The sequence below is a fragment of the Collinsella aerofaciens genome (assembly GCF_040926405.1).
GTDB lineage: Bacteria > Actinomycetota > Coriobacteriia > Coriobacteriales > Coriobacteriaceae > Collinsella.
Genome location: NZ_JBCOIG010000021.1, coordinates 16,797 through 31,932 on the forward strand (window position 1 = coordinate 16,797; position 15,136 = coordinate 31,932).

Here is a 15,136-nt window from a genome sequence, read left to right on the forward strand (position 1 = left end):
CTAAGGCTCTAAGCTCGCAGCCTTACTCCGCGCGATGGCGCAGCTTTTCGATCGCTGCGGCAATCAGCGCCAGCAGGCCGGTTCCGCCAAGCGCCGCGACAGTCACGGCAGTGTTGTCGCCCGTCTCAGCCAGGCTTCCCTTAGCGGCCTTCTTGCCATTCTTCTTGCCCGAAGGATCCTTGGCATCGGGCTTGGCACCGTTATCCTTGCCGCCGGTCGGTTCCTGTACAACAACAGGTTCAACAACCTCGACAGTCACCGAAGCCGTGAGCTGCTGAGGCGCCGGCGTCTCCGCAGCGCCATCCTCGGCAAGCGTCGCAATCGCCGCGGCGTCACCGTCAACGGGCATCGTCGCGGTAACGACGACGGTACCGTTCTTGAGGGCCTTGACCTTACCGTTCTCGACCGTAGCGATCGTCGGGTCGGACGAGGTCCACGTCACGTTACCACGCAGCAGCGCGCCATCGGCCGCATTGCTCGCCGCGGCAGCAAGGTCAATTTCCTTGCCGCGCTCGACCTTGAGCACGGTCTCGGAAGTCGTTGCCTTACCGTTTTGGTCAACGATAACGAGCCCCTTGGCTGCCGGGCGCGGCTTAACGCGTACCATGCAGCTGACCGTCAGATCCGTACCGCGAACCTTACCGTCCACGGTCACATCATCGGCACCCCAATCCAGTGCGGGGACATTCTCCCAATCGACATCGTAGTCTTCCTGGCTGTCGTCTTTCATCATCACGGAGACCTTCTTGGGCAGCGCCTTCAGCACATCGGCGGCAGAGCTTGCCTCGAACACCTCAACGGGAGCGAACGTCGCAGGCCTCACGGGAATCTCGCTTGCCGGCGTCTCGACGACCAGCTTGCAGGTCGCTTTGAGCGTCGTGCCCTCGACGGAGCCCTCAATCGTGTACTCGCCAACGGTGGCAAGATGCTTGTCCAGGCCATCCGTATTCCACGTGACCGCGGCCTCGTCCGTGTGGCCATCGGAGTACGTCACGGCAACCTTCTTGGGCAGCTGCCCCGTCACAGTGTCGGCCTTGGCATCGCGCTCAATTTTGATCTGCGGCACCTCGGCAACCTTGTTGATCGTCGTCGTGGAGGTAACAATGACCTCGACGGGCAGGTTGCCGTTCACCGTCACGCCCTTGGCAACGACGCTGTTGCCGTACGTGTCGGCCGCGGCAGGAACCTCGGTCCATGTGATCTCGGACTCCGCCGTCGTTTTGCCGTCCTTCATGCGAACGGTCGCCTTCACGCCCTTGAGTGCCTCGCGCACCGCATCGGCAGACGCGCCCTCGGGAACGGAAATTCCGGCAATAGGCTCAACGGACGCCGGAATCTCGGCATCGCTCTTCACGACCGTAATCGTGCACTTGGCCTTGACCGAAGAGCCCTCGACCGCGCCTTCAAGTGCGATGTCACCCAGCTTGCCCAAGGCATCTGTCGTGAGCGGTCTCTTATCCCACGTGACGGCAGCGGCCTTCGTCGAGCCATCAGACATGTTAAGCGTCACCTGGGTGGGCAGAGCAATGTCGTCGGCGGCAGTGTTGCGAGCAACCGAAAGCTTGATGTCAGCGACGCTCTCGACGACCGGCACCAGGTTGACCGTAGCCTTGACCTCAAAGCTACCAACCGCGGTTTTGCCCGTAACGACAACGCTCGTGCCATCATTCTTGATGGTGAGGTTCTCCTTGGGAGCGGTCCAGGCGATCTTCGAGTCGATCTCGGATCCGTCCTTCATCGCAACCTTCACGGTAGTAGGCAGCGCGGCCACAACAGCCTCGGGCTTTGCCCCGTCGTCGAGCGTCACAGGGTCAACCGTACCAGCCAGGTGATCAGGAATCTCACGAAGCGGTTTGACGACCTTGATGGTGCACTCCGCCTTCTGATCCGTGCCGGCAACCGTGCCCTTAACCGTAACTTCACCTTCCTTGGCAAAGTCCTTGTCGGAGAGATCATTGGTATTCCACGTTACGCCGGCTTCGGAATCGGTATCGTCAGAGTAGATCGCCGTGACCGTGGCAGGTAGCTTGGCCAAAGCATCAGCCGCCTTGGTATCGCGCTCGACCTCAATCTCGTCAACGTTATCAAAGCCAACGATATGCGCGGTTACCTTGACCTTCACCTTTACGGTCATACCGTTGTCCGTTAGACCCGTGACCTCAAACTCGGTGCCGGCACGGCCCAGGCTGTCGACCTGAGACCACTTAACGGGCGTCTCTTTCTTGGTCTTGCCGTCCTTCATGACAACCGTCACCTTGGACGGCAGTTTATCCATAAGGTCGCTGACCTTGGCATTGTCCACAATCTCAACAACATCGATCGGCTCGACGTAGTCGGGCGTCTGGGCCTTCTGATCCACCACGGTCACATTGCAGGTCACCTTGGCGCCGTTGAGCTTAACCGTACCCGTGATCTCCACGGTGCCGGTTCCGTTGAGCAGCTCGTCCGTGACGTTAGAAAGATCCCACACGTCAATGTCGAGCAGATCGGTCGAGCCATCGGAATAGGTCGCCACAACCTGCTTGGGCATCTGGGCGTACAGTTCCTGCTTGGACGTACCACTGGCAACGCTAAACGACTTGGCCTCGAGCTTGGTGATGGTTCGCGGCGCCTCGGAGACGTTGACGTACACGATGGCGTTGACGTTGTCGACATCCTTGAGCTTGCCGACGAGTTTATACGTACCCTTCTTGGCGAGCGGATTGGAGAGGTCGATGCCGTCGGTGTCGGTCCACTTTTCGATCTCGATGCCGCCTAAACTGCCCCGAGTATCCCGCGCTGAGCCATCCGAGTAATATACGGACACGGCATCGGGCAGCTCCAGCATCGATCCGACCGTGGTGTTGACCACGACCGCCTCGGGCTGCAGTGCAACCTTCTTTGCCTTCTTATCGGCAACCGTCACCTTGGCAGTCACGTTGCCGTTCTCATCCACACCGACCTTCTGGCCGTCATCGTCAAGCAGCGCCATAACAGCAGCGGCATTAAAGCCGACCACATGGCCCGTCGCATAGAACGTGCCAGGCCGCTCGTACTTCTCGGGCGCAATCGGATCCCAATCAATAGCCGCCGTCGAAACGGAGCCGTCGCTCATCTCGACCGCCATCTTGGAAGGCATGGCAGGCGCAGTGCCCGCCTTGGTGGTCACTGCGGTCTCGCCGTTATCGATTGCCTTCTCAACGCCTTGGATAACGATCTTGGTCTGAACAGTGAGACCGGTGTTAGTGCCGTCACCGTATCCGTCGAGGCCGCTTGCAAACAGCGTGCCAGACACTGTCGTGACCTGACCCGACTCTCCGGTATAAACCGAGGGACGAACGTAATCCCATTGAACCTGGGCATTATGAGTTTTGCCGTCACTCGTGGCAACCGAGACATTCCACGGCAGCTCGGGGAAAACACCGCTGGCCGTATTAATGCGCTCAGGAACGCTAACGGAAGTGACGGAACAGACGTCAACAGTGATTGTCGCCTCGGCACCACCTTGGAGCTTGCCCTTCACCTTAAACGAACCGTCCTTGGCATACGCGTCTTCGGCGACACGGTCCCATGTGACCTTTTCGCGCTGGGGCTCAGAAGACACATCGTTGTCGTATCGAACCTCAAGGTATTCCGGCAGCATCGGCTTGGTGCCGGGGACGGTCCATATGGTTCCGCCCTGAACCGAGGTTGCCTTACTCGCGATCTTAACGGTGGCAGTAATCGGAACGTCAACCGCCTGCATGCCGTACCCTGCATTAAAGCTAATTGTTGCAGTGCCGCGAACAACGCCACCCTGAGTCCAATCAAAACCTTTCGTGTTCCACTTGACCTCGGCGTATTTATGCGAATAGTCCGGATGTTCTGCCGCATCAGAACTGACAAGATCGACATAGCTGGGAAGCATAGCGGTACCGTCGCTGCCCTTGAGCACTGTAATGGTTTGTGGCTGAGCCTCCCAGTTTTTAGTCACGATGACGTGCACTTTCACGGGGATATTCGTTCCGACGACCGTTCCGGTAATCGTGCAGTCCTTCTGGGGGCACCTATCGTAGGTATCCCAGTTGACGCCGAGACTGTCAAAAGTCGTTCCATCCTGCAATACGCCGGACACGTAGAAGTAGTCCAGATTGACTTCCTCGCCGGGATAGATAACGCGCCAGTCCTCGTACGACTGTCCAAGCGTCACACCGTTATCGCTATAGTTGTTAACGCCCTTGACCTCGCCGCACGCCGCTGTCGCATGGATCTTTGCCAACGAGCCAGTGATAGTACCGGTAATTTCGTACTCGCCAGGCTTGCCGTCCAGCAGTTCTTGAGGAAACTCATCCCAGCTATAAGGCTGCCCCGACGAATACTGGGGATAGAACGAGCTGCCATCCGACAAATACAGCGTGGATGTGTAGCGCGGAGCCAGAAGTCCGGCGCCGGGAACATAAGCAATCTTGCCGATGTTGCTGTCCTCGAGATCGCAGACGTTGACCGTCGCCGTAGCCGGAATGTTAGAGCCGGTAAAGTATCCGCTAACCGTAATCTGGCCAAGGTTCTTTAGGGCGTCCTGACTAATCGTCGACCACTGAACGGGGAAATTGCCACGCGAGCCATTCCACATCGTGGCCTCGATTGAACCCGGCATATTGGGCTGGCAACCGATAAGCGTGCTTGTCGATGTCGAGGAAGGCATCTGCAGGGCGCGGACGGAGATGGTCGCCGTGACTCGGTTGCTGTCACCCAGTTCCACCTGAGTAGACGATGAAGATGAGGTATTGGTCCAATACGACAGCGAACCGGAAAGCTTAAACGACCCCTCACTTGCCACCTGCGTGTCCAAAATAGGGTCCCACGCAATGTTGCACTGCTTCTTTGTACCGTCGGTGAATGCAACCTCAACGCTGTAGGGAAGACCGCCGCCCGTTGTAGGACGTACGCCGACGGGCGTGTTAACGGGAGCAAGAGCGTCGATAGAGGCAACTTCTTTGACCTCGACCTGAGCAGTTACCTTTAGGCCATTAGCGGCTGAAGATTCATTATATGTCACAAGCGTGCCCGTGACCGTATAGGTGCCTGCCTTTTGAAATTGAGACACGTCGGCGTTGTCCCAATTAACCTGATAACCTTGGGTGTATGTAGTGTTATTTGACTGCGTAAACGGGAAATAGACATACGTGCTAAGAGGAGAAATGTCGCCGACCACGCGCTCGAACCTCAGAGAATTAAGATCGAGTACGTCCTTAGGATCTTTGACGGTAACGGTGCAGGTAACCTCACGGTAATCAAAACCGTTTAGTTTACCTTTAACCGTAAACGAGCCCACCTTAGAGTAAAGCGACGCGTCGAAAGAATCCCAAGACACCGGGATCTGCTCGGTGGCGCCGCTATCAAAGACAACCGAAGCAGAATACGGCAGAGACGGGACCTCACCAGTTAGGGTCGTACACGTCAACTCGGTCTGGACGCTCTTAACAGAGCGGACTGCGACCGTGCACTGTGCGAGCATAGAGGGATAGCTCTTCAAATGTCCCTCGACAACAAAGGTTCCTTCCTTTTGGTACTGATCAGCCGAGATCTCATTCCACTCAACAGGGCATGTATAAGATTGACCATTTGAATAATTGACCGAAATGCTGGACGGAAGCGCGGGAGCAATACCAGCTGCAGTCCATACCCATGAGCCATTACTGGTTGAACGGGGAACGTACACCTTGAGCACACCACTCACTTTGTACGGCTCCGCGAGCGTGATCCAGTTGTTGTTCACGCTAACGCCGGTAATCTGTCCGGTGATGGGGACTTCGGATTCCTCCGTCGCCGTATCAAATGCCGTCTGCGACTTTTCGTCCCAATCAACATACGCCGAGGTCTCGGTGCCATCCGACAGCTTTACCTTAACGCTCGAAGATTGGATCTGGCCGTAGTAATCGGCACCGACATATTTTTCCAGAATCGGGTTGGCGTCGATCGACTCGACCGTAATGCCACTTTCGTTGCTCGTCTCTGTGACATCAGGGGCGTTTACTGCCGCCGGATCTACCACTGCCGGGTCCGCCGTAACAGCTTCGACAACCACGCGCTGCTTGACCGTCTGCGTGGTGCCGTCGACGGTACCCTCAAACTCATACGAGCCGGCAGGCAGCTGCGCCAAGGTTGCCGGAGCATCGGCGCCGTTCAGCTTCCAGATGACGTTTTCCTGCTTGGTGGTACCGCTCTCGTAGGTTGCCGTTACAGTTTGGGGCAGCGTGACGTCGGATCCCTCGGCAACATGTAGCTCGTTCAGGCTGGCAAAAGAGGCGATCTTGTCTTCACTCTGGTCTTGCGAGGTTGCCTGACCGGTGTCCGCAGACGTGGCAGCCGCACCCGTCGCATCGCTTTGCTCGGCAACGACTTGGGTAGTATCACCCTGCATCATCTCGGCGAACGCCTGCGGCGGCACCGAGCCGACCGTCATCGTCAGAGCCAAACCCGCGGTAATGGCCGCGTTGACATGCCTTCTGTTCATGTTTCCTCCCGACACGCTCAACGGACCAAACAGCACTGGTCCGATTGGCAAGTTAAGTTGAGCGTATCCTTCGCCGATGGAGGTTTGCAATATGCTACAGGTTAAGCGGCATAAATGGCTTCGTAAACGGGCACCCCAGGGCAGCTAATTTGAGTTGCGGTGATATACGGACTGTTTGAGGCCTCTGGCTTGTAAAACAGTCCGTATTTCACCGCAACTGATGAGGGGATGGGTTAGCGGAGCAGACCGGCTACTTCGCCGGCTAGGGTGATGGTGCCGGCAGCTACGAAAGGCTCGTCTGCGGCATCGAAGGCCGCGAGGGCCTCGGACACGCTGGGGTACACGCCAACAAGCTTGTCAGCGTCCACAAGTGCGGCGAGCTCCTCCGCCGGCAGGGCGCGATCGGAATCGGTCTGGGTCACGACCACGCACGGGAAAGCCGGGATCAGCACGTCGACGATGCCCGCCACGTCCTTGTCGGCCAGCGCGGCGCACAGCAGCGTGGGGCGATTCTCCACGCACGGATCAATCTCGTCCAGCGCGCTCACAAAGTTCTCGCAGCTCTGGGGGTTATGACAGGCGTCAATCAGCTTAAGCGGATCGGTCCCCAGCACGTCAAAACGACCCGGTGTGGGGCAACCCATAAGCGATGCATCCAGCGCATCGTGGTCGAGCTCGCGACCCAGATACCCCTCGCAAAGCATAATCGCGCACGCGGCATTCTGCGGCTGATAGGCCGGCTTGACCATGCTCGACGTATAGATCGCACGTGGCGTGGTGCAGCTAAACTCAACCGTGTCGCCCACATGCACCGGCACCTTAGTCGTGGCATGCCTCACCACGAGCGGCACAATGCCGCACTCTCGACAACGGGCATCCATCACGCGCTGAACGCTCGCCTCATGCGTGCCCTCGCCCAGCACAACCAGGCGTCCGGGCTTAATGACCGCAGCCTTCTCCCCCGCAATGACCTCGAGCGTATCGCCCAAAATACGTGTGTGATCGAGCCCAATGCCTGTAATGGCCACGGCGACAGGATCGGTCGCACTCGTAGCATCCCAGCGTCCGCCCATGCCGACCTCAAGCACGGCCACGTCCACGCAAGCCTCGGCAAACACCACCAGTGCAGCAGCCGTCAGCAGGTCAAACGGCGTGATGGTATAGGCGCGCTCCCCCGCCGCCACACGACGGGCATTCACTCGATGCCCCGCCTCAACAGCGGCCGAAACGCCACGGGCAAACGCCTCATCGCTCACAACGCGCCCGTCAACCTCCATGCGCTCGGGATAGCGCACCAGCTGAGGCGACGTATACAGCGCGGTCTTGAGCCCCTCGCCGCGAAGAATAGCAGCCGAAAAACGCGTAGTCGAAGTCTTGCCATTGGTACCGGCAACCTGAATGCAATCAAAATACTCGTCCGGACGCCCCAACTCATCGAGCATATCGACAACCGTCTCGAGCAGAGGACCAGCATCCCCAGAAATCCGCCCCGTATCGGCAGCCAGCCCAACAGCCTCACCAAACGAAAGCAACTCAAACGAGAAAGGAACGACATACGACCCAGAACGCTTAGCCATAACCCAAAGTCCCCTCAACATAAAAAGAGGCCCGTAATAAACAACGAGCCCCTCCCATTCAAAATATCAGCCAAACACCGCTTGCAGCAGAATCAAGGCCACAACCAAGTGGCCCTACCAGGCAGCGGACGCCACCGTAACCGCTATGGGAGCGGTTTGGGGCTTTGCTCGATACAAGTTCCGCACGAGCCGAAGGCCACTTAATGTGGCCTTCGTGCGAGCAGGACTGTTCGCAGTAGCGAGCAATGCCCCAAACCGCGCCCCACAGTCCACCTTACGAGAAGTCAGCAACCTGAGCAGTCAGTGCCGCCAGGATCTCCTTGAGCTCTGCTGCACGGTCCCTCTTCTTCTGGACCACCGCGGGCGCGGCCTTGGCCACAAAGCCCTCGTTTGCAAGCGTCTTCTCGCAGCCGGCGAGCTCCTTCTGGGCCGCGGCGATCTCCTTCTCCAGGCGCGCCTTCTCGGCCGAAAGGTCAACCTTGCCCTCGAGCACCACAAAGACCTCGACGCCGCTGTCGACCACGGCGATGCTCGCAGCCGGCTTCTCAACGTCGGTGCCCATGACCAGAGAAGCAGTGTTCGCCAGCGGCTCAATCGTCGAGCGCAGGCTCTCGAGCTTCTCGATGTCCTCGGCACCGGCGCGCACGACCACGTCGAGCTCGGCCTTGGGGCTCAAGCGGTAACGCGAACGCGTGGCGCGGGCGGCGGAAACGACGGCGCGGCACAGCTCAAACGCGCGCTCGGCGTCCTCGTCAACATACTTAGCGTAGTCGGCGGGCTCGGGCCACTTGGCGATCATGAGCGCCTCGGCGCGGTTCACGTTGCCCTCGGCGTCCAGATCGAGCACACTCGCCGGCATGTTGTCCCAGATCTCCTCGGTGACAAACGGCATGAGCGGGTGCATCAGGCGAATGGAGGTGTCAAGCACAAAAATCAGGTTGCGCTGCGCCTGCAGACGGCCCTCGCCCTTCAAGCGGGCCTTGGTGACCTCGACGTACCAGTCGCAGACCTCGTTCCAGAAGAACTGCTGCACGCCGCGGGCCATGTCGCCAAAGGTGTAGTTCTCGATACCCTCGGTGACCATCTTCACGGCCTTGGCCAGGCGGCTGAACATCCAAGCGTCTGCCGGCGTCTCCACGACGGGCTCGCCGGGCGTGTAGCCCTCCATGTTCATGAGCAGGAAGCGGCTCGCGTTCCAGATCTTGGTCACAAACGACTTGGCCTGCTCGGTACGCGGACTGTCGATAAGCTTCTTAGTCTTCTTGTCGATGTTCGCGTCGAACTTGACGTCCTGATTGTTGGTGCACAGCGTGAGCAGGTTGTAGCGCATGGCGTCGGCGCCGTACATGCCAATGAGGTCCATGGGGTCAACGCCGTTGCCCTTGGACTTGGACATACGGCTTCCGTCCTTGGCAAGAATCGTCGGGTAGATGACGACGTCCTTAAACGGCACCTCGTCCAGGAAGTACAGCGAGCTCATGACCATGCGGGCGACCCACAGCGCGATGATGTCGCGGGCGGTGACGAGCGCCGTCGTGGGGTGATGTCCCTCGAGCAGCTCCGGCTTTTGCGGCCAGCCCTGCGTGGCGAAGGTCCACAGCTGCGAGCTGAACCAGGTGTCCAGCACGTTCTCGTCCTGATGCACATGATGGCCGCCGCACTTGGGGCACACATCGGTGTCCTCGGTAAGAGCGTCCTCCCAGCCGCAGTCCTCGCAGTAGAACACGGGGATGCGGTGGCCCCACCACAGCTGGCGGCTGATGCACCAGTCCTTAAGGTTCTCCATCCAGGTGGTGTAGGTCTGCGTCCAACGCGCGGGGTGGAAGGTGACCTTGCCAGAGTTGACGGCGTCGAGCGCCGGCCCTTTGAGCTTATCGACGGCGACGAACCACTGCTCGGACAGCCACGGCTCCAGTGCGGCGTCGCAACGGTAGCAGTGCATGACGGAGTGATCGAGGTCCTCGACGTGATCGAGCAGGTCGTGCTCCTCGAACCACTTGATGACGGCCTCGCGGCACTCGTCGCGGTTCATGCCGGTGAACTCGCCGTAGCCTTCGACGACCACCGCGTGCTCGTCGAAGATGTTGATCTGCGGCAGGTCGTGAGCCTGACCCATGGCGTAGTCGTTGGGGTCGTGGGCAGGGGTGACCTTAACGAAGCCGGAACCAAAGTTAGCGTCGACATGCCAATCCTCAAAGATGGGAATCTCGCGGTCGACGATGGGGAGCTTGACGGTCTTACCCACAAAGGCGGCCTTCTCGGGGTCCTTCGGGGAGACGGCGACGCCCGTGTCGCCGAGCATGGTCTCGGGGCGCGTGGTGGCAACGACGATGTAATCCTGGCCGTTGACCGGCTCGGTCAGCGGGTAGCGCAGGTGCCACAGGTGGCCCTTCTCGTCCTTATATTCGGCCTCGTCGTCCGAGATGGCGGTGGTGCAGTTGGGGCACCAGTTGACGATGCGCTTGCCGCGGTAGATCAGACCGTCGTGGTACCAGTCGCAAAAGACCTTGCGTACGGCCTGCGCGTAGTCCTCGTCCATGGTAAAGCGCTCGTTATCAAAGTCGACGGAGCAGCCCATACGCTTGATCTGCTCGACGATGATGCCGCCGTACTCGTGGGTCCAGTCCCAGCAGGCGTCGACAAACTTGTCGCGGCCAATCTCCAGGCGGCTAATGCCCTCGCTCTTGAGCTTCTTGTCGACCTTAGTCTGCGTGGCGATACCGGCGTGGTCGGTACCCAGCACCCAACGCGTGGACTTGCCGCGCATGCGGGCCATACGGATGATGGCGTCCTGGATGGAGTCGTCGGTGGCGTGACCCATGTGGAGCTTGCCGGTCACGTTGGGAGGCGGAATGGTGACGGTGCAGTCGCCCACGCCCTCACGGCGCTTGTAGTAGCCGCCGTCGAGCCACTTCTGCAGGATCGCCGGCTCGTTGGTCGACGGATCGTAGTTCTTGGGCATCTCTTCCATATATCTCTCCCTGTCCCGCCGGCGTGTCCGCCTGCTTGGTTTTCGCTCGGTCAGGTCCTGGCTCGCACGAAGAGCACATTAAGTGCTCTTCGGCTCGTGCGGAATCTACGAAAACCAAGCAGGCGGACACGCCTTAGGTATCGATTACTTCAGTCTGATATGACTTCGCTGAGGCTTAAACAAACACACAGAATAACACAGGTAGTTGGGGTTATTGCGTATATATAAAATAGCCTCCGACCGCGGGTGGTCGGAGGCTATTTGCAAGCACGTTTTTGGCTGGTTTACCCGTAGATGCGTTGGGGCTGCTCTTCGCCCTTTACGGAGGCTTCGGTCACGATGACCTTGGAAACACCCTCCTCGCTGGGGAGGTCGAACATCGTCTGCTGCAGCACGTCCTCGCAGATGGAGCGCAGGCCGCGGGCGCCGGTCTTGCGGGCAAGCGCCATGCGGGCGATCTCGTGCAGGGCGGCATCCTCAAACTCAAGCTCAACGTCCTCGAGCTGGAACATCTTGCGGTACTGACGCACCACGGCGTTCTTGGGCTCGGTCAGGATCGACACCAGGTCGTCCTCGTCGAGCGCCTGCGTCTGGGTGACGACGGGCGTACGTCCCACAAACTCGGGAATCATGCCAAAGGCGTTGAGGTCCTGCGGGAGCACCTGGCGCAGCAGGTCGTTCTCGTCGACCGAGGTAGGACCGGCGATCTCGGAGTTAAAGCCCACGCCCTTGTTGCCCACGCGATCGGCGATGATCTTGTCCAGACCCACAAAGGCACCACCGCAGATAAACAGGATGTTGGTCGTGTCGATCTGCAGCAGCTCCTGCTGGGGATGCTTGCGGCCGCCGGTGGGCGGAACGCTTGCCACCGTGCCCTCAAGAATCTTAAGCAGCGCCTGCTGAACGCCCTCGCCCGAAACATCGCGGGTGATGGAGAGGTTCTCGGCCTTGCGGGCGATCTTGTCGATCTCGTCCACGTAGATAATGCCAACCTGCGCGCGCTCAATATCGCCATCGGCGGCATTGATGAGCTTGAGCAGGATGTTCTCCACGTCCTCGCCCACGTAACCGGCCTCGGTGAGCGCGGTGGCGTCGGCGATGGCAAACGGCACCTCGAGGATGCGCGCGAGCGTCTGCGCCAGAAGCGTCTTACCGGTACCGGTGGGGCCGAGCAGCAGAATGTTGGACTTGGCGAGCTCCACCTCATCCATATCATCGTCGAGCTGCGAGTCCAAACCGTCGTCAAAGGCCGAAAGCGCAGCACCGCCCTCGATCACGCGGCGGTAATGGTTGTACACGGCAACCGACATGGCGCGCTTGGCGTCCTCCTGGCCCATGACATAGGCCGAAAGCTCGTCATAAATCTCGTGCGGCGTCGGCACATGCGTAATGACCTGACGGGCGTCGTCCTCGAGCTCAAAGCCCTCGGCCTCGGGGTCCACGGCGGGCTGAGATGCAGCCTGCCCGTGATCGTTGAGAAAGCCCGGCAGCTTGCCGTTGCGGGCAGCGTCCATAAAGTCCGAAGCCAGCGACTCCTCCAAGATCTCGGAGCAGGCGGCGACGCACTCGTCGCAGATAAAGATGTTGGTCGGACCCTTTACAAGGCGGCGAACCTGCCCCTGCTCTTTTCCGCAGAAGGAGCAGCGGATGGGGTTGCCGTTCTCGTCAAAGTTGTCCTGCATGTTACCGGCCATCCTAGGCGTCCTTCGCGGCAAGGTCGCGCGAGGTGACGATACGGTCGATCAGGCCGTAGTCGAGGGCCTCGGCAGCGGTCAGGTAGTTGTCGCGCTCGGTGTCGGCCTGGACCTTCTCGATGGGCTGGCCAGAGGCGTCGGACAGGATCTGGTTGAGCTCGCGGCGGGTCTTCTTGATCTCCTCGGCCACGATCTCGATCTCGGTCTGCTGGCCCTGGGCACCGCCGCTGGGCTGGTGAATCATAACCTTGGAGTGCGGCAGGCAGAAGCGCTTGCCCTTGGCGCCGGCCGAAAGCAGCACGGCGGCCATAGACGCGGCCATGCCCACACAGATGGTAGAAACCTGCGGCTTGATGAAGTTCATGGTGTCCAGAATCGCCAGGCCGGAGTAGACCTCGCCGCCGGGCGAATTGATGTAGAGCGAGATATCCTTCTCGGCATCCTGGCTCTCAAGATGCAGCAGCTGGGCAACGACCAGGTTGGCACTGACGGAGTTGATCTCCTCGCCCAAGAAGATGATGCGGTCGTTGAGCAGGCGCGAATAGATATCGTAGCTGCGCTCGCCGCGCGGCGTCTGCTCGATAACGTATGGCACGAGGGCGGAATCGAACTTAGCGATCATACGCATCTCCATTTCTCTCTTGCGGACCAAATTGGTTCTAGATAAACGTACGGTGCCCGCATGCTATGCATTGGCTGGCACCGTACGAAGCTACCGGATAACCGGTGTATAACTTTACCCCATCACGGGCGCACGCATGCGCTCGCGGGCAAGGTGGCGAGAATTATTCGGCGTCCTTGGCGGTCTCGTCGACCTCGGTCACCTTGGCGTTCTCGACCAGGTGGTCGACGGCCTTGGAGCGACGGATGGACTCGCGGACGGCAGGCATGCGGCCATCGGCGATGAACTCGGCCTTTGAAGCCTCGACGTCCTTGACGCCGGCCTTCTCGAACTCGGCGTTAATATCATCCTCGGTGACCTCAATCTTGAGCTCACGAGCGAGGGCGTCGAGCGCCAGGGACTCACGGGCAACGTCGCTGGCCTGCTTGTGCAGGTCGCCGATGAACTGCTCCATGGTCAGGCCGGAAGCGGGCAGCCAGGTGTCCAGCGTCATGCCGCGGGCAGCGAGGTTGGACAGGAAGTTCTGGCCAAGCTCCTCAAAGACGGACTGCTCGTAGTCGGCGTCCATCTCGTCGAGCTGCAGACGCTCGGCGAGAGCGGAGACGCAACGGTTCTCCTTCTCGGCCGGGAGGCGGGAAGCCTTGTCCTGCTCGATCTCGATCTTGATGGCGTCGCGCATGGCGTCGATGCTGTCAAAGCCAAAGTCGGACTTGACGAGCTCGTCGGTGAGCTCGGGGGTGTTGCGAACCTTGATGCCCTTGACGGTGACCTCGACGGTGTGGGTCTCGGCCTCCTCGCCCTCCTCGACCTCGTCGGTCCAGGTGACGGTCTTGACGTCGTCAACGTTGGCGCCGATCAGGGCCTCGTTGAACTCCTTGGGGTTGCTGTCGCTACCGGCGATGAGCATGCGGCCCTCGGCGGCAAAGTTGTCGGCGTTCTCGACGGCCTTGAGGTCGACGGTGACGTAGTCCTCGGCCTCGACGGCGCGACCCTCGACGTCCTCGAAAGTGGCACGGTAGTTGAGGAGCATCTCGACCTGGTTGTTGATCTCGGACTCGGTGACCTCCGCAGGGGGCATCTCGATCTCGACAGCGTCGAAGGAGGAGAGCTCAGCGGCAGGACGCAGGGAGAACTCGACGGTGTAGGTGTAGTCCTCGTGATCCTTGGCGAGGTCGAGGTCCTTGTAGTCACCGTTCTTGGTGGGGACGATGTCCAGCTCGTTGAGGACGGCGGGCTCGTTGGCGGCGATCAGGTCATTGGTGGCCTGGGCGAGGGTAGCCTCGGCGCCAAGAGCAGAGTCGATGACCGGACGGGGGGCCTTACCGGCGCGGAAACCCGGGAAGCGGTACTTCTTGGCGGTGTCCTTGTAGGCCTTCTTGATCGCGGCGTCGACGTCGGCGGCCGGGATGGTGACCGTAGCGGTGAGCTTGGCGTCCTTGACGTCAGAAGCGGTGATGTTCAACACGTTCCTCCTCATACTGCCCAGCTTATCTGAGGTGCTGGTACCTTTATGCAACAAGCGTCGCGAGGGCATAAGCCGACGCGGGTGCGTTGGTGCGGGCGAAAGGACTCGAACCTTCACGGGAATCCCACCAGAACCTAAATCTGGCGCGTCTACCAATTCCGCCACGCCCGCATGAGCGCACAGACTAGGAATGATAGCAGATACGAGCGGCAAGCGCACGCACACCTTTTACAGGCTCACGACCTCACCACGAGTGCCTTGATTATCGACTTTATCCGAACACCTCCCTCATTCATCCGCACATGTGCGGATGAATGTGGGAACCCGATACC

The 15,136-nt window shown here is 59.8% G+C and carries 6 protein-coding genes and 1 tRNA gene; all 7 read right to left on the reverse strand.

Annotated features, from left to right (window positions below; all coding sequences use genetic code 11):
- Positions 1-22: 22 nt before the first annotated feature.
- Positions 23-6,475: an Ig-like domain-containing protein gene (locus AB5758_RS07775; RefSeq protein WP_368141621.1), complete on the reverse strand. Its 6,453-nt coding sequence runs from the start codon at positions 6,473-6,475 to the stop codon at positions 23-25.
- Between the two features lie 233 nt (positions 6,476-6,708).
- Positions 6,709-8,052 (reverse strand): bifunctional folylpolyglutamate synthase/dihydrofolate synthase, encoded by a 1,344-nt coding sequence (locus AB5758_RS07780; RefSeq protein WP_368141622.1) that lies wholly within the window; start codon positions 8,050-8,052, stop codon positions 6,709-6,711.
- Between the two features lie 274 nt (positions 8,053-8,326).
- The gene (locus tag AB5758_RS07785) at positions 8,327-11,023 is read right to left on the reverse strand and encodes a valine--tRNA ligase (RefSeq protein ID WP_368141623.1); all 2,697 of its coding nucleotides are present in this window, start codon (positions 11,021-11,023) and stop codon (positions 8,327-8,329) included.
- A 284-nt stretch (positions 11,024-11,307) separates the two neighbouring features.
- On the reverse strand, positions 11,308-12,717 hold the full coding sequence (clpX, locus tag AB5758_RS07790; RefSeq protein WP_138112285.1) for an ATP-dependent Clp protease ATP-binding subunit ClpX: 1,410 nt from the start codon (positions 12,715-12,717) through the stop codon (positions 11,308-11,310).
- Between the two features lies 1 nt (position 12,718).
- The gene (locus tag AB5758_RS07795) at positions 12,719-13,339 is read right to left on the reverse strand and encodes an ATP-dependent Clp protease proteolytic subunit (RefSeq protein WP_022095182.1); all 621 of its coding nucleotides are present in this window, start codon (positions 13,337-13,339) and stop codon (positions 12,719-12,721) included.
- A gap of 163 nt (positions 13,340-13,502) precedes the next feature.
- Complete coding sequence (gene tig / locus AB5758_RS07800) at positions 13,503-14,804, reverse strand: trigger factor (RefSeq protein ID WP_368141624.1); 1,302 nt, start codon at positions 14,802-14,804, stop codon at positions 13,503-13,505.
- Positions 14,805-14,891: 87 nt separating this feature from the next.
- A tRNA-Leu gene (locus AB5758_RS07805) sits at positions 14,892-14,975 on the reverse strand.
- Between the last annotated feature and the right edge of the window lie 161 nt (positions 14,976-15,136).

Bases quoted from the DNA above. Each gene is read 5' to 3' on its own strand.
- AB5758_RS07775 (WP_368141621.1), bottom strand. From the start codon at position 6,475: ATGAACAGAAGGCATGTCAACGCGGCCATTACCGCGGGTTTGGCTCTG.
- AB5758_RS07780 (WP_368141622.1), bottom strand. From the start codon at position 8,052: ATGGCTAAGCGTTCTGGGTCGTATGTCGTTCCTTTCTCGTTTGAGTTG.
- AB5758_RS07785 (WP_368141623.1), bottom strand. From the start codon at position 11,023: ATGGAAGAGATGCCCAAGAACTACGATCCGTCGACCAACGAGCCGGCG.
- clpX (WP_138112285.1), bottom strand. From the start codon at position 12,717: ATGGCCGGTAACATGCAGGACAACTTTGACGAGAACGGCAACCCCATC.
- AB5758_RS07795 (WP_022095182.1), bottom strand. From the start codon at position 13,339: ATGATCGCTAAGTTCGATTCCGCCCTCGTGCCATACGTTATCGAGCAG.